The sequence below is a fragment of the Sorangium sp. So ce119 genome (genome assembly GCF_051524405.1).
GTDB classification, from domain to species: domain Bacteria; phylum Myxococcota_A; class Polyangia; order Polyangiales; family Polyangiaceae; genus Sorangium; species Sorangium cellulosum_G.
This window is the reverse complement of the sequence record NZ_CP150310.1, coordinates 1920143-1935124: the sequence shown is the minus strand read 5'-3', so window position 1 is coordinate 1935124 and position 14982 is coordinate 1920143. Positions and strand designations below refer to the sequence as shown.

Annotated in this window: 11 protein-coding genes and 2 pseudogenes; 11 read left to right on the top strand and 2 right to left on the bottom strand. The window is 71.5% G+C overall.

Annotated features, from left to right (window positions below; all coding sequences use genetic code 11):
* Positions 1-8: 8 nt before the first annotated feature.
* Positions 9-515: pseudogene (locus WME76_RS07685) on the top strand (transposase); the annotation flags it as partial.
* A 106-nt stretch (positions 516-621) separates the two neighbouring features.
* A pseudogene (locus tag WME76_RS07680) lies at positions 622-1790 on the top strand (IS3 family transposase).
* A gap of 179 nt (positions 1791-1969) precedes the next feature.
* Here WME76_RS07680 and WME76_RS07675 read toward each other — a convergent pair.
* Positions 1970-2803: a helix-turn-helix domain-containing protein gene (locus WME76_RS07675; protein ID WP_437959530.1), complete on the bottom strand. Its 834-nt coding sequence runs from the start codon at positions 2801-2803 to the stop codon at positions 1970-1972.
* A 121-nt stretch (positions 2804-2924) separates the two neighbouring features.
* Between WME76_RS07675 and WME76_RS07670 the strand changes: the two genes are divergently transcribed.
* The 4 genes from WME76_RS07670 to WME76_RS07655 all read left to right on the top strand — a co-directional run bounded on the left by WME76_RS07670 (position 2925) and on the right by WME76_RS07655 (position 6775).
* Complete coding sequence (locus WME76_RS07670) at positions 2925-3653, top strand: SDR family oxidoreductase (protein ID WP_437959529.1); 729 nt, start codon at positions 2925-2927, stop codon at positions 3651-3653.
* Between the two features lie 32 nt (positions 3654-3685).
* Positions 3686-4366, top strand: coding sequence for a dienelactone hydrolase family protein (locus tag WME76_RS07665; RefSeq protein ID WP_437959528.1), 681 nt, complete (start codon positions 3686-3688; stop codon positions 4364-4366).
* Between the two features lie 624 nt (positions 4367-4990).
* Positions 4991-5557, top strand: coding sequence for an NADPH-dependent FMN reductase (gene ssuE, locus WME76_RS07660; protein WP_437959527.1), 567 nt, complete (start codon positions 4991-4993; stop codon positions 5555-5557).
* A gap of 96 nt (positions 5558-5653) precedes the next feature.
* On the top strand, positions 5654-6775 hold the full coding sequence (locus tag WME76_RS07655; protein WP_437959526.1) for a sigma 54-interacting transcriptional regulator: 1122 nt from the start codon (positions 5654-5656) through the stop codon (positions 6773-6775).
* A 137-nt stretch (positions 6776-6912) separates the two neighbouring features.
* Here WME76_RS07655 and ssuD read toward each other — a convergent pair whose 3' ends face one another.
* A complete protein-coding gene (gene ssuD, locus WME76_RS07650) occupies positions 6913-8052 on the bottom strand; it encodes an FMNH2-dependent alkanesulfonate monooxygenase (protein ID WP_437959525.1) in 1140 nt (379 codons plus the stop codon).
* Positions 8053-8415: 363 nt separating this feature from the next.
* On the opposite strand from ssuD, the gene WME76_RS07645 reads away from it, so the two are divergent.
* The 5 genes from WME76_RS07645 (at position 8416) to WME76_RS07625 (ending at position 14828) form a co-directional block, all read left to right on the top strand.
* Complete coding sequence (locus tag WME76_RS07645) at positions 8416-9624, top strand: acyl-CoA dehydrogenase family protein (RefSeq protein ID WP_437959524.1); 1209 nt, start codon at positions 8416-8418, stop codon at positions 9622-9624.
* Between the two features lie 166 nt (positions 9625-9790).
* Complete coding sequence (locus WME76_RS07640) at positions 9791-10972, top strand: acyl-CoA dehydrogenase family protein (RefSeq protein WP_437959523.1); 1182 nt, start codon at positions 9791-9793, stop codon at positions 10970-10972.
* Positions 10973-11004: 32 nt separating this feature from the next.
* Positions 11005-12138, top strand: a complete 1134-nt coding sequence (sfnG, locus tag WME76_RS07635) for a dimethylsulfone monooxygenase SfnG (RefSeq protein ID WP_437959522.1) — start codon at positions 11005-11007, stop codon at positions 12136-12138.
* Between the two features lie 144 nt (positions 12139-12282).
* Positions 12283-13848 carry an AbgT family transporter gene (locus WME76_RS07630; protein ID WP_437959521.1) on the top strand — a complete coding sequence of 522 codons (1566 nt, stop codon included), beginning with the start codon at positions 12283-12285 and terminating at the stop codon, positions 13846-13848.
* 599 nt (positions 13849-14447) lie between these two features.
* Positions 14448-14828, top strand: a complete 381-nt coding sequence (locus tag WME76_RS07625) for a hypothetical protein (protein ID WP_437959520.1) — start codon at positions 14448-14450, stop codon at positions 14826-14828.
* The last annotated feature ends 154 nt before the right edge of the window (positions 14829-14982 follow it).

Below are 14982 nucleotides of genomic sequence, written 5' to 3'. Positions count from 1 at the left end.
CCGGCGACATGCGGCTCAATCCGCACCTGCACGTGGTCTTTCTCGACGGGGCCTATCACGAAGACGGCACAGAGCTGGTATGGAACGAGCTCGACCATCTGCAGACGCGCCAGGTCGGTCAGGTGCTCGAGCACGCCGTCGGGCGGATGATGCGTTACCTCCGCCGGCACGGGCTCTTCGAGCTCGAGCGCGACGTCGACGAGGACGACCAGCCCGAGGCAGCGCTCTATGCCTCCGCCGTCTCCGAGCGAGAGCCGCCCGCTGGACCGCAATGGCTCCGCGGGCTGTTGCCGCCTTCGCCGAGCGCGCTCGCCTACGACAAGCCGCTGTGCGTCTCGCTCGATGGCTTCACCTTGCACGCGGCGCGGCGCGCCGGTGCACACCACACCGCGGCGAGGGAGGCGCTCTTGCGCTACGTGCTGCGGCCCCCGGTCGCCCAAGAGCGCGTCGCGCTGCAGCAGGACGGCCTGGTACGGCTGTCGCTCAAGCGCGCCTTCGCCGACGGGACGGTCGCGGTCGACATGGATCCGCTCTCGCTTTTGTGTCGGCTCGCGGCCAGCGTCCCGCCGCCTCGTCCTCCGCCGCTTCCGTCGACACCCCCGACGGCACCAGGAGGCAGGGATGGGACGGAGAAAGAGGAGGGCGTTCACGCCCGAGTTCAAGGCGGAGGCGGTACGGCTGGCGAAGGCGAGCGACCGGAGCATCGGCCAGGTGGCGAAGGACCTCGACCTGACCGAGACGGCGCTGCGCGACTGGATCAAGCGCGCGGACACCGACGCGGTCCACGGCCCGCCGGGGGCGCTGACGACGCCAGAGCGTGAGGAACTGCAGCGGCTGCGCTGCGACGTGAAGCGGCTGGAGATGGAGCGCGAAATCGTACAAAAAGCGGCGGCCTTCTTCGCGAAGGAAAACGAGTGAGGTTCGAGTTCATCGACGCGGAGAAGGCGCACTACCCGGTGCTGGTGCTGTCCGCGGTACTGCTGGTCTCGCGCAGCGGCTACTACGCGTGGGCCAAGCGCTCGGAGTCCGCGCGGGCCAAGTTCGACGCTCAACTGAGCGCCCAGATCAGGGCCGTGCACCACAAGAGCCGTGGCCGCTACGGCAGTCCGCGCATCCACGCGGAGCTGCGTGCTCGCGGCATGCGTGTCGGCAAGTAACGGGTCGAGCGGCTGATGCGCGCTCAGAGGCCCGCGGCCCGGAGGAAGCGGCGCTTCCGCCGCACCACCGACTCGCGGCACAACGGCCCGATCGCTCCGAATGTGATCGAGCGGCAATTCGATGCTCGAGCGCCCAACCAGGTCTGGGTGACCGACGTGACGTACATTCCCACCGGCGAGGGCTGGCTGTACCTGGCCGTGGTCCTGGACCTGTTCTCGCGCCGCGTGGTCGGCTGGGCCGCGAGCGCGTTCAACGATCGCGCCCTGGCGCTCACCGCGCTCGCGTTCGTCTTGGGACCGCGGCGGCCGGCGCCTGGGCTGGTGCACCACTCGGATCGCGGCAGCCCCTACGCCAGCGACGACTACCGGCTCGTGCTCGGGGCCCACGGGCTCATCCCGAGCATGAGCCGCGCTGGCGACTGCTGGGACAACGCTGTGGCCGAGAGCTTCTTCGCGACGCTGAAGGCGGAGCTGGTCGAGCACGAGCGCTACCCGACGCGATCGGCCGCCACCGCCTCGGTCAGAGACTACATCGACAGCTTCTACAAGCTGAAACGCCGGCACTCACGGCTCGCGTACATGAGCCCGATCGAGTTCGAATTGAAGACCTACGTGGCCGCGCGCGCGGCATAGTGAGACTGTCCGCGGAAGCGGGGGAGGACCAAGAACTCGCCCCGGTCGATCCATCGCCCCGAGCCGCCGTGGTTGCGTCGCTCGCCGGCACCCTGAGCCGAGCCGTCGCCCTCGGGGACGCGGAGGCAGCCTGGGTCGTGCACGAGGTAAGACGCCGCTTGACTCGTCGATCCCAAGAGTCAGCGGGCGGCTCGGGCGTACGCCCCCGGCGTCACCCCGGCGATGCGCTTGAAATGCCGGTGGAGCTGGCTCTGGTCGTAGAGCCCCACGCGCGCAGCGACCTCCGCCTGAGGGACTCCCCGGGCGAGCAGCGCCCCTGCGAGGCCGACGCGCCGGTAGGTCACGTACGCGTGCGGGGGAAGCCCGACCTCCTCGCGGAAGGCACGACAGAGGCGGAACTTGTCGAGTCGCGCGTGGGCGGCGAGCTCGTCGAGCGCGATCGATTCGGTGAACCGCGCATCGAGGAGCTCGCGCGCGCGCGTCACCGCGCGAGCCCACGCGCTGCGCGGACGGGGCGGATCTCGGCGCATGGTGGTGAGCTCGCACAGGGCGGCGAGCGCCTCCGACGACACACCCGCGAGCTCGAGAGGCGTCGCGTCGCCGCGAAGCAGCGAGCGATGCAACGCCGCCAGCGGTGCAGCGCGCGGGTCGTGCGCGCAGAGCGCGTTCTCCGTCGGGGGCACCGCGGGAGAGTCCAGCGTCGCGCGCGCCTCGTCGACCATGCGCGCGTCGAAGATCACGACTTGAAACCGCCGCTGGCCTTGGCGGGCGTGCTCTGCGAAGACCTCTCCGGGGACCTTCACGTCGATCGTGCCCGGGCCGCTCGACCAGCGCGAGCCTCGAAGCGACCACTCGGAGCGGCCACTGAGGTGGAGCGCGGTGGCGTAGCGGTCCGTCACGCAGGTGAACAGGGGCCCGTCGCTCCGGAACTGCCCGACGGTGAGGCCGGGGAGCGCAGCCGGGCGTGAGAATGCGATCCGGCTCCGCCCGCGCTGCGCCGCCGAGAGATCCACGCCGAGGACGATACAGCGCGGCCCTCCTCGCCGCCAGGGCGTTCTCGGGCTGCTCCCCAACGACGCGCGTCGAGCCAAGATCGCCCAATCTCCTCTGGAGGCTCGGTCGTAGATGGAGGGCATGAACGTCCAGCGAACAGCGCTCGTCACGGGCGCGAACAAGGGGATCGGCCTCGAGACCGCCCGGCAGCTCGGCCGCGCGAGCATGACGGTGCTCGTCGGAGCACGCGACGAGGAGCGCGGCGCGCGAGCCGCTGCGGCGCTGCGCCGAGAAGGCATCGACGCGCGCTTCATCGCGCTCGACGTGACGGACGCCGCGAGCGTCGCCGAAGCGCCTCGCACGATCGAGCGCGAGGTCGGGCGGCTGGATGTCCTCGTGAACAACGCGGGCATCCTCCTCGGCCGCTCCACGCCGAGCGCGACGCGACTCGACGAGGTGCGCCGCGTGTTCGAGGTCAACGTCTTCGCTGCCGTCGCCGTGACGAATGCGATGCTCCCGCTGCTCCGACGAGCGTCGCCCGCGGCGCGCATCGTCATGGTGTCGAGCGGGCTCGGCGGGCTCGCGAACCACGGCGACCCAGCGTGGGAGTACGCGTCGTTCAACGCCATCGCGTACCCCGCCTCCAAGGCGGCGCTCAACATGGTGACGGTGCAGTATGCGAAGGAGCTCGCCCCGACGGGCATCAAGGTCAACGCCGCGGACCCCGGTTACACCGCGACCGACCTGAATGGCCACCGCGGCACGCAGACCGTCGAGGAAGGCGCCCGCGCGTCCGTGAGGCTCGCGCTCCTCGACGACGCCGGCCCGACCGGCGGGTTCTTCGACGCGCGCGGCCCCGTGCCCTGGTGAAGAGAAGTGAGTGACGAAAGGAGCAGGACAGCATGACGACGATGGTGACGTTTTCGTTGGAGAACGCGGGGCAGATGAAGGGCGCCCTCTCCGAGCCGCCTGGCTCGGGCAAGGTCGGGGGGCTCGTCGTGGTCCACGAGTGGCACGGCCTCAACGAGGTGATGCGAGCGCACTGCCAGCAGTTCGCGCAGGCGGGCTTCCTCGCGCTCGCCCCCGACCTCTATCACGGCAAGCTCGCCGAGAACGACGAGGAGGCGGCGAAGCTGATCGGCGCCTTCGACTTCCAGAAGGCCGTACGTGAGCTCGGCCACGCGGTCGGCTACCTGCGCTCGCATCCCCGGTGCAACGGGAGGGTCGCGGTCGCGGGCTTCTGCTTGGGTGGCGCGCTCACCCTCGCTGCGGCACGTTACGTGCGGCCGGCCCTGGAGGCAGCGGTCCCGTTCTACGGTCTTCCGCGGATCGCACCGGAGGAGTTCGCCGAGGTGAAGACGCCCATCTGCGGGCACTACGCCAAGGTGGACGACTGGGCGAACCCTTCCGTAGCCGAAGAGATCCAGAAGGCGGCGCGCTCCGGTGGAGGCGAGATGGATCTCTATGTCTACGACGCCGGCCACGCGTTCATGCGCTCGACCGATTCGTCCAGGTTCGAGCCAAAGAGCGCCGCGCTCGCGTGGCAGCGCACGGTCGAGTTCCTCCACACGCACATTGGCTGACGCGTCGGGCGGTGCCGGGCCAGGGCTGCGCCGGGTCGGAGCGGCCGGCATCGGGAAGAGCACGCTCATCATCCCGCGCTCCGGGCCGACGCGTCGCACAGGTCGCACATCACTTGCCGGCCGGCGCAGCGCCGGGAGGCCGCCGGACGTCGCGAGCCTGCGCCCGGGCAATTCGGCTGCCCTGCCCGGACCATTTCCGGTGCCCCGAGGGCTGCGCCCTTTGCAGCAAGCGGCAGGCCTGGTTGGCGAGGCTACCTCACAGAGATCGCGGTCCCGTTCTCGCGGAAGGTCGCAGGGGAGATTGGTGAGGACGCCTCCAGGATCCGAAGAGAGTGATCCGATCGCTGACGATTGCATGAAGGAACCGCACGCTCAGGACATCCACTGGACAGGTGGCATGACCGACCCGTACGGAGCAGCGCGAACCAGCGACAGAAACGCTCCCCACGACCGGTCCGCACCATGGAGGGGCATGTGGGCGTAGGCAGCAGGCGCGGCGACGCTCGCTCACGGGACAGCCGCACCGCAAGCGGCCCGGCGCCGGTCCGCTCGGCCTCGTCTCCTATAACGGACGATTCATCCGTTATAATGGACAAAGCGCGCTGGCCCTGTTATGTCGCGCCCATGTCCAACATCGTCATCATCACAGGAAGCGTCTCCCCGCGATCGAAGACGGCGGCGCTCGCGGCCCGCGTCGCGGCGCGGCTCGGGCGTGAAGGGTTTCGCGTCACCACCGTCCATGTTCGTGACCTTCCCGCCGAGGATCTCCTCTTCGGGAGGGTCGATTCGCCCGCCATCGCGGAGGCGACGCGGGTGATCGCCGAGGCGGCCGGGGTCGTCATCGCGACGCCCATCTACAAGGCCGCGTACACGGGCGTGCTCAAGGCGCTGCTCGACCTCTTGCCGCAGTTCGGGCTCGCAGGGAAGGCCGTGCTGCCGCTCGCGACGGGCGGGACGATCGCGCACGTGCTCTCCATCGACTACGGGCTGCGGCCGGTGCTCCAGTCGCTCGGCGCGCGGCACGTGCTCGCAGGGCTGTTCCTCCTCGACAAGGCGCTGCGCCTCGGCGAGGACGGGCTGCTCGAGATCGATGACGAGCTCGGAAACAAGCTGGAAGAGGTCGTGAGGCCCTTCATCGACAGCGTGCTCCGCGAAGGCCTCGCGCTCCCGGCGCGCGAGGTCGCCGCCTGAGGTCCGGCCGGGGAGGAGGGCGACGCCCTTCGCTTCTTTGCACGTGCATTGCAGTACTTGCGCCAGGAAGCTCGCTGGCGCGCCGAGGTGAAACCCATGCGCTTGCTCACCCTCCCCGCCCCGGAATTGACGATGCCCCCGACCGAGCGCGCCAGGGCGCTCGTCTTCGAGGACCCCAGGTCGCACCAGCTCCTCCAGCGCGTGAAGCAGGCCGCGGCGAGCGACGCGGCCGCGCTCCTCAGCGGCGAGACAGGGACCGGCAAGGAGATCCTCGCGCGGCACCTGCACGAGCTCGGCGGGCGCCGCGGCCGGCCGTTCATCGCCGTGAGCTGCGGCGTGCTGTCGCCCTCGCTCGCGGAGAGCGAGCTCTTCGGCCAAGAGCAGGGCGTCGGCGCGCGGAAGCGCGGCCTGATCGACGCGGCCCAGGGCGGCACGCTCTACCTCGACGAGGTCGGAGACCTCCCGCCCGGCGCGCAGGCCCGGCTGCTGCGCGCGCTCCAGGAGCGCGACGTGATCCGGGCCGGCGCGCGGAGGGCGGCGGTCGACGCGCGGGTCATCGCCGCGACGAGCGTGCCGCTCGAGAGCGTGGTCGCCGCCGGCGGGTTCCGCGAGGACCTGCTCGCCAGGCTGAACGGCGCGCACATCGCCGTGCCGCCCCTGCGCGAGAGGCCAGGCGATATCCTGCCGCTCGCGCGCTATTTCGCCGGGCTGTACGGGCGGCGGCTCGGGGCCGCGCCGTGCGCGCTCGCGTCGTCCGCGGTGGAGCTGCTGCTCGCGCACCCGTGGCCAGGCAACATCCGCGAGCTCGAGCAGGTCATTCACCAGGCGTCGCTCGTCTGCCGCGCTGGCCGCGTGACGAGGGATGACCTGCGGTTCACGAGCCTCCAGCCGAAGGCCCCCGCGCTGCCGGGCGCCCCGAGCACCGTCGACGGGCTCATGGCCACGCTCGAGGCCACCATCGCCGCCCTCTTCGAGAGCGGCTGCCCCAACGCGCACGAGCGCGTCGAGGAGATCGTGATCCGCGCGACGTACCGCCGCTGCGAGCGCAACCTGGGGCACACGGCGATCCGGCTCGGCGTCAGCCGCGAGCTCGTGCGCACGCGCCTCTTGCAGTTCGGCGAGATCGGGACGCCGCCCAGCTCGGAGCCCCCAGCCTCGCTCTCGAGGGTCGGAGAGGCGCGCGCGGCGGTGAAAGGGCCCCAGGCGTTCCAGTCCTGAGGCATCCACTCGAATTATCGAGAAAAAATAACAGGGAGGCGGGGAGGCGGGGAGGAAAACATTCAAATCCTCCCCGCCTCCCCGCCTCCCTGTTCAATTTTCTCTTCTGAAAAAGGCCGGCGCGTCGCTGCTGCGGCTCAGCTCTGCGACCGCTGCGGCAGGATGTCGTTGGCGATCACCTCGCCGAACGGGCCGGTGAGGTTCGGGCGGACGTCGGGCCCCTTCTGCCCGATGGAGAGCCGCGGGAACAGCAGCTCGGCGACGCGATAGGCCTCCTCGAGGTGCGGGTAGCCGGACAGGATGAACGTCTCGATCCCGAGCTCCGTGTACTCTCGCATGCGGCGCGCGACCGTCTCCGGATCCCCGACGAGCGCGGTGCCGGCGCCGCCGCGCACGAGCCCGACGCCGGCCCAGAGGTTGGGGCTGATCTCGAGCGCGTCGCGCCGCCCGTTGTGCAGCGCCGCCATGCGCCGCTGCCCCTCGGAGTCGAAGCGCGAGAAGGCCTGCTGCGCCGCGGCGATGGCGCGGTCGTCGAGGTGGCGAATCAGGTCGTTCGCCGCCGCCCACGCCGCCTCGGCGGTCTCGCGGACGATGACGTGCAGCCGGATCCCGAAGCGCACCTCGCGCCCCTCGGCCGCCGCGCGGCGGCGCACGTCCGCGATCTTCTCGGCCACGGCGGCCGGCGGCTCGCCCCAGGTCAGGTACACGTCGTGGTGGCGCGCCGCCAGCGCGTGCGCCGCGGGCGACGAGCCGCCGATGTAGAGCGGCGGGTGCGGCGCCTGGATCGGCGGATAGAGGAGCTTCGCCCCCTTCACGCGCAGGTGCTTGCCCTCGAAGTCGACCGTCTCGCCGGCCATGACACGGCGCCAGATCGTGAGGAACTCGTCGGTCACCGCATACCGCTCGTCGTGCCCGAGGAATACGCCGTCGCCCTCGGACTCCGCGGGGTCGCCGCCGGTCACCACGTTGAGGAGCAGCCGGCCGCCCGACAGGCGGTCGACCGTCGACGCCATGCGGGCGGCCCACGTGGGCGAGACGATGCCCGGCCGCAGCGCGACGAGGAACCGGAGCCGCTGCGTGAGCGGGATCATGGCCGACGCGACCGCCCAGGCGTCCTCGCACGACCTCCCCGTGGGGAGCAGCACGCCGTGATAGCCGAGGTCGTCGGCGGCCTGCGCGATCTGGCGAAGGTACGAGAGCGAGACGGGGCGCGCCCCCTCGGCCGTGCCGAGATAACGGCCGTCGCCATGCGTCGGGAGAAACCAGAGGACGTTCATTGAAAGATGGGCTCCTCGCCCGTGCATCGCCGGGCCGGAGGCCCGTAAGCACGCCCCGCGCCGAGGCCGTGAATCGAGGGATCCGCGCGCGAGCGCAGGCCGCCGCGACAAGGATCCCCCCGCGCGCCGGGTTGCCGTTGCTGCTCCAGCAGCACCTCGCGCGCAGCCGCTGCTGCTGGAGCAGCAGCCGCCAGACGACCCCCCTCGCTCCGCTCAGCGAATGTGCGCGGACAACGCGATGGGACGGCCATGGCACGAGTCGTGCCCAACCGCGCGGTCCAACGACACGTGCTGACGACACGTGCCAAGGACGTGCCACGGACGCGCGGCGTCGCGACGTGGCCTGTCGATCGAGGCCGAGGCATGCAGGGCGAAGCCGCTCACGTTAGCAATGGACAGGCGCACCCGGCGCCGAGCAGCGCGCTGGAGATCGCCGACGAGCTCTCACGCGCCTTCGCCGCGACGGCCGTGGAGCGGGACAGGCGGGGCGGCACCCCCAGGGAGGAGCGCGATCGGCTGCGGCGGAGCGGGCTCCTTTCGCTCTCCGCGCCGGCGGACCTGGGCGGCTGGGGAGCGCCCTGGCCGGTCGTGCTCGAGGTGGTACGGCGCATCGCGCGCGCCGACAGCGCCATCGCCCACGTGTTCGGCTTTCACCACCTGATGCTCGCGACGCTGCGGCTGTTCGGGAGCGCGGGCCAGGCGAGCCGGCTTCAGGCGGACACCGTCGCGAAGCGCTGGTTCTGGGGGAACGCGCTGAACCCGCTCGACACGCGCGCGCGCCTCGTGCGCCGCGGCGACGCCCTCGTCGTGCGCGGCGCGAAGAGCTTCTGCTCCGGGGCGAGCGACTCCGACATGCTCATCGTGTCGGCGATCGACGACGCGACGTCCAGGCTCGTCGTCGCCGCCGTCCCGACCGGGCGGCCAGGGATCCGGGTGCTCGGCGACTGGGACAACATGGGGCAGCGGCAGACCGACAGCGGCACCGTCGAGCTCGACGACGTCGAGGTGCGGGCCGACGAGCTCCTCACGACGCCGGGGCCGCTCGGCTCGACGTTCGCCTCGCTGCGCCCGTGCCTCGCCCAGCTCGTGCTCGTGAACGTGTACCTCGGCATCGCCGAAGGGGCCCTCGAGGAGGCGCGACGGTACACGCGCGCGCGGCGGCGGCCCTGGATCGCGGCCCGGGGGACGCCCGCGACCGAGGATCCCTATGTCCTCCTCCGGTACGGCGACATGTGGCTCGGCCTCGAGGCCGCGCGGCTGCTCGCCGACCGCGCCGGGGCGGCGTTCCAGGCGGCCTGGGAGGAGGGCGACCGGCTGAGCCCCGCGCAGCGCGGCGCGTGCGCGATCGCGATCGCCGCGGCGAAGGTGGCGACGTCGCGCGCGGGGCTGGAGATCACGAATGGCATGTTCGAGGTCATGGGGGCGAGCGCGACGACCGCAGACGCCGGGATGGACCGGTTCTGGCGGAACCTGCGCACGCACACGCTCCACGACCCTGTCGACTACAAATCGCGCGAGCTCGGCGCCTACGCGCTGAACGGCGCGATCCCGGAGCCGAGCTTCTACTCCTGAGGGGGGCGGGACCGCGCCCCGGGCAGGGCGGCGCGCGGGACCTTCCGGAGAGCGACGCGGGCAGGCGGCGCACGTGCGCCGCGGGGGCCCGGCCAGGCCGCGAGATCGCCTGACCGGAGCGAGGCAAGAGCGACCGGCGCGCGTGCGCCGACACGAGGAGATGGAGATGGCCAGACGAGATGAAGCTGCGATCCGCGAGAGCGTGAAGGCGATCGTCGCCGCCGCGATCGCGCCGAACGCCGACCGGGTCGATCGCGAGGGGGTCTTCCCGCGCGAGAACCTCGAAGCGCTCGCGCGCGAGGGGTGGAATGGAGTGCTCCTGCCCGAGGAGCTCGGCGGGCTCGGGCTGGGCCACGGGGCGTTCGCCATAGCGGCCGAGGAGATCGGGCGCGCCTGCGCGTCGACGGCGCTCGTCTATGTCATGCACACAGGGGCGGCGCAGACGATCGCGCTGTACGGCAACGACGACCAGAAGGAGCGGTGGCTCAGGCCCGCGCGGCGCGGGCTCGTCGGCACCTACTCGACGAGCGAGAAGGCCTCGGGCGGCCACTGGTGGTTCAACTTCAGCGAGGCGAAGCGCGACGGGGACGATTACCTGATCTCCGCCGACAAATCGTTCACGACCAGCGCCGGGAAGGCCGACTACTACGTCCTCCAGACGCGCACGCCGGGCGCGAAGGGGCCGACCGACATCACCTTCTTCATCGTCGACGGGACGCGGCCCGGCATCGAGGCGGGCCGCTGGGACGCCCTCGGGGTGCACGGCAACCACAGCGGGCCGATCCGCTACACGAACGTGCCCGTGCCTCGCCGCGACCGGCTCGGCGCGGAGGGCCAGGGCAAGGACATCATCTATCACGGCGTCTCGCCGGTGTACCTCATCGGGCTCGGCGCCGCGTGGCACGGGGTCGCGCGGGGCGCGCTCGCGTCCGTGACCGAGTACGCGCTCGGCACGGTGCACCGCGACTTCGATCGCCGCCTCGCCGACTACCAGGTCCTGCGCCAGCAGCTCGGGGAGGCCAAGGTCCTCGTCGAGAGCCTCCGCCCCTGGCAGGCGGCGCTCGCCGAGCAGCTCGACGCGCTCCAGGCCGCGGGCAAGCCCCAGGGCGAGCTGCTCATGCCGCTCACCGAGTTCAAGGTCCACGCCGCGGAGGTGGCCAACAAGGTGGCGCGCGTCGCGCTCGACGTGAGCGGCGGCTACGGCTACCGCCGCGGTCCGCTCGAGCGCGCCTTCCGCGACGCGCGCGCGGCGATCGGCATGGGGCCGTCCAACAACATCGCGCGCGAGTGGATCGGTAAATCGCTCGTCGGATTGCCGCTCGAGCTCTTCGAGGCCGGCGGAGAGTGAGCCCGCGCGGGCACGGATGGAGGAACCAGATCATGAGCAACAACGAAAGCATCACGCCGCCCACGTCGATCGCGCCCGCCGGGCGCGCCCCGGTGAAGTTCGCGTACTGGGTGCCGAACGTCAGCGGCGGCCTCGTGGTGAGCAAGATCGAGCAGCGGACGCACTGGGGTATCGACTACAACCGGAAGCTCGCGCGGATCGCGGAGGACAGCGGCTTCGAGTACGCGCTCAGCCAGGTCCGCTACATGGCGAGCTACGGCGCCGAGTACCAGCACGAGTCGACGTCGTTCAGCCTCGCGCTGCTGCTCGCGACCGAGCGGCTCCGGGTGATCGCGGCCGTCCACCCGGGGCTGTGGCACCCCGGGGTGCTCGCGAAGCTCGGCGCGACGGCCGACGACCTGTCGGGCGGGCGGTTCGCGGTCAACGTCGTGAGCGGCTGGTTCAAGGGGGAGTTCACGGCGCTCGGCGAGCCGTGGCTCGAGCACGACGAGCGATACCGTCGCTCCGAGGAGTTCATCCGGGCGCTCCGGGGCATCTGGACCGAGGACCACTTCTCGCTGCGGGGCGACTTCTACCGGATCAACGACTTCACGCTGAAGCCGAAGCCGGCGCAGAAGCCGCACCCCGAGATCTTCCAGGGAGGCAACTCCAGGGCGGCGCGGGAGATGGCCGCGCGCGTGTCGGACTGGTACTTCATGAACGGCAACTCCATCGAGGGCGTGCGCGCCCAGGTGACCGAGATCAGCGAGCTCGCCGCGCGCGCGGGGCGCCGCGTGAAGTTCGGCCTGAACGCGTTCGTCATCGCCCGCGACACGGAGGAGGAGGCGCGGCAGGTCCTGCGCGACATCATCGCTCACGCGGACGTGGAGGCGGTGAACGGCTTCGGCGACGCCGTGCGGCAGGCCGGCCGGGCGTCGCCCGAGCGCGAGGGCATGTGGGCCAACTCCAACTTCGAGGACCTCGTGCAGTACAACGACGGGTTCCGCACGGGCCTCATCGGCACGCCCGAGCAGATCGCGCGGCGGATCGTCGCCTATCAGGCGGCCGGGGTCGATCTCGTGCTGACCGGGTTCCTGCATTACCACGAGGAGGTGGAGCAGTTCGGGAAGAAGGTCCTCCCGATCGTCCGCGAGCTCGAGGCCGACGAGGCCCGCAAGGCGGCCTGAGGACATCCGGCGCCCGCGCGTGCGCCGGAGCCACGCGCGGCGCTCGACCACCATCGACCCTTCACACCAACCTCACCATCGAAATCGCGCGCGCGAAGCCGCCCGGCGGCGCCGTTCCGCGCGCGTTCGGCCTACGATGAGCGTATGTCCAGCAATCAACCCGAGCTCCCCTCGCCCGCGCCCGGAGCGCGGCGTGGCCGGGCTGCCCGCGCCCTCGACGCGCTCGAGCGGGCCGGCAACAGGCTCCCCGATCCGGCCGTGCTCTTCGTCCTGCTCGCCGCCGCGGTCATGGTCGTGTCCGCGGCCCTCGCGCCGCTCCAGTTCGGCGAGATCGACCCGCGGACGAAGCAGCCGCTCCAGGTCCAGAGCCAGCTCTCGGGCAAGGCCATCACCGAGTTCCTCTCGAGCATGGTCCCGACCTTCACGGGCTTCCACCCGCTCGGCGTGGTGCTCGTGGCCTTGCTCGGGGTCGGGATCGCCGAGCACTCCGGGTTCATCAACGCCGTCCTGAAGAAGCTCCTCACGATCACGCCGAGAGCGCTGCTCACGCCGATGCTGCTGCTCGTGGCCATCATCAGCCACACGGCGGCCGACGCGGGCTACGTGCTCGTCATCCCGCTCGGCGCGGTCATCTTCCAGGCCGCGGGCCGGCACCCGCTCGCCGGCATCTCCGCCGCGTTCGCGGGGGTCGCGGGGGGCTTCAGCGCCAACTTCGTCCCCTCGAGCCTCGACCCGCTGCTGCAGGGCCTGACGCAGGCCGGCGCCAACATCCTCGACCCGAAGCGCACCGTCAACCCGCTGTGCAACTGGTTCTTCTGCAGCGCCTCGTCGGTCCTGATCATCGGGCTCGGCTGGTACATCACCGACAGGGTGATCGAGCCGCGCCTCGCGCACGTGCCCGTCGACGCCGCGCCCGAGCAGGAGCAGCGCATGGCGGACCTCACGCCGCGCGAGACGCGCGCGCTCTGGACAGGCCTCGGGGCGATGGCGCTCAGCGTCGCCGCGCTCGTCGCCGCGAGCGCGCCGGCGTCGTCGCCGCTGCGCGCGCCGGGCGGCCAGCTCACGGTCAGCGCCGCGCCGCTCATGAGCGCGATCGTGCCGCTCATCTTCCTCTTCTTCCTCATCCCGGGGCTCGTCTACGGCTATGCGTCCGGCACGTTCACGAGCCACCGCGACGTGATCGGCGGCATGAGCAAGACGATGAGCGCGATGGGCTATTACCTGGTCATGGCCTTCTGCGCCGCGCAGTTCATTTACCTGTTCAACAAATCGAACCTCGGCGCGCTCCTGGCGCTCAAGGGCGCCGCGGCGCTGCAGACCCTGGCGCTCCCGAGCAAGGTGACCATCCTGGGCGTCATCCTCCTCAGCGCGGTGGTGGACATCCTCATCGGCTCCGCGTCGGCGAAATGGGCGCTGCTCGCCCCGATCCTGGTGCCCATGCTCATGTCGATCGGCATCTCGCCGGAGCTCACCCAGGCGGCTTACCGCGTCGGCGACTCGACAACGAACATCATCACACCGCTCATGGTGTACTTCCCCCTCGTGGTGGTCTTCTGCCAGAAGTACGTGAAGAGCACCGGTATCGGCACGCTCATGGCGCTGATGATCCCCTACTCCATCACATTCCTCGTCGCGTGGAGCCTCTTTCTGCTCGCCTACTGGCAGCTCGGCCTCCCGCTCGGGCTCGACGCCCCCTACGTCTATCCGTGACAGGCTCGCGGCGCGCGATTTGCCTGGCGCGCCCCGTCTTCGCGGCCCGCGCCGGTCACGCGCCCGCGCACCGGTCACGCGCCCGCGCGCCGGTCACGCGCCCGCGCACGGCCCGGCGAGCGCTGCCCCTCTCCGCGCAGCGCCGCCCGGTGAGCAGGATCGGCGCACGGTTTGCGCGCCAGTCGCAGACCATGCGCCCGTCGCGATGGGCTCAATCAGGTGGCCCGCCCCACGGGTCCACGGCACCGGAGATGCTACAGGCGGTCATGACCTGTGCGCAGGACCACCGGGACCGCGAGCGCAATCGCCGCGTTCGCCGCTGTGACACGGAGTTTTCATCGGGGCGCACCGATTGCGTGTCCGGCGCGAGGGCTGCGCGAGGGATTCTGCCGCGGTCTTCGGAATGACGTCCAGGCGCCGGATCGAGCGATGGCGCGAGGCGTGCAAGCCAGCTGGAGTGTGGGGTCGGACGGCGAACCCAGAAAGGGGCTTGTATGAGCTCAGCACATCTCGGCGTGTCAGGGAGCTGTAGCGGCGCGTCGTCGGGGCCGCTCATGGCACGCGGCGGCGCGCCGGTCGTTGGTGGCACAGCGGCACCCGTGCCTTCCGAGAAGGCGGCCGAGCCGCCACCCGCCGTGGCCAGCGCGCTGGCCCGCGCCGCAGAGGACGTGCGCGGCGAGCGCGGCGAGTCGTGGGGGCTCTGCAGCGCGCTGCTCGCGGTGGCCATCGGGTGGCTCGCCTGGTCGCAGCCGGCGCCGAGCGCCCGCACCGTGCTGTTCGTCGCGCTCTGCCTGATCCTCGTATCGCTCGAGTACCGCCGCGCCGGCGCGCGCTTCCGGAGCGCGATCGCCGCGGCCGGGGTGGCGCACGGCCTGAGCGCCGGCGAGGCCGCGCGGGAGGCGTGGCGCCACGACGCGGCCTTCCGCGAGGCCCGCGCCGCAGGGGAGAGCACGGCGGACGTCGACGCCAAGCGCGGCTGAGCGATCCCCCGGCCGACGGGGGCCCGCGGCCGCCCCTCGCGCGAGCGCAGGAGTTGCGCGCGGGCAAGAGCTCAATCGGTTGCCGGCCCGCACGTGCGCTCTGCCCGGCAATGCGACGAGGACCTACCTTGTGAGCGCCGGCTCAGCTCGTCGC

Coding starts and splice junctions, on each gene's coding strand:
- WME76_RS07670 (WP_437959529.1), top strand. CDS start 2,925: ATGAACGTCCAGCGAACAGCGCTCGTCACGGGCGCGAACAAGGGGATC.
- WME76_RS07665 (WP_437959528.1), top strand. CDS start 3,686: ATGACGACGATGGTGACGTTTTCGTTGGAGAACGCGGGGCAGATGAAG.
- ssuE (WP_437959527.1), top strand. CDS start 4,991: ATGTCCAACATCGTCATCATCACAGGAAGCGTCTCCCCGCGATCGAAG.
- WME76_RS07655 (WP_437959526.1), top strand. CDS start 5,654: ATGCGCTTGCTCACCCTCCCCGCCCCGGAATTGACGATGCCCCCGACC.
- ssuD (WP_437959525.1), bottom strand. CDS start 8,052: ATGAACGTCCTCTGGTTTCTCCCGACGCATGGCGACGGCCGTTATCTC.
- WME76_RS07645 (WP_437959524.1), top strand. CDS start 8,416: ATGCAGGGCGAAGCCGCTCACGTTAGCAATGGACAGGCGCACCCGGCG.
- WME76_RS07640 (WP_437959523.1), top strand. CDS start 9,791: ATGGCCAGACGAGATGAAGCTGCGATCCGCGAGAGCGTGAAGGCGATC.
- sfnG (WP_437959522.1), top strand. CDS start 11,005: ATGAGCAACAACGAAAGCATCACGCCGCCCACGTCGATCGCGCCCGCC.
- WME76_RS07630 (WP_437959521.1), top strand. CDS start 12,283: ATGTCCAGCAATCAACCCGAGCTCCCCTCGCCCGCGCCCGGAGCGCGG.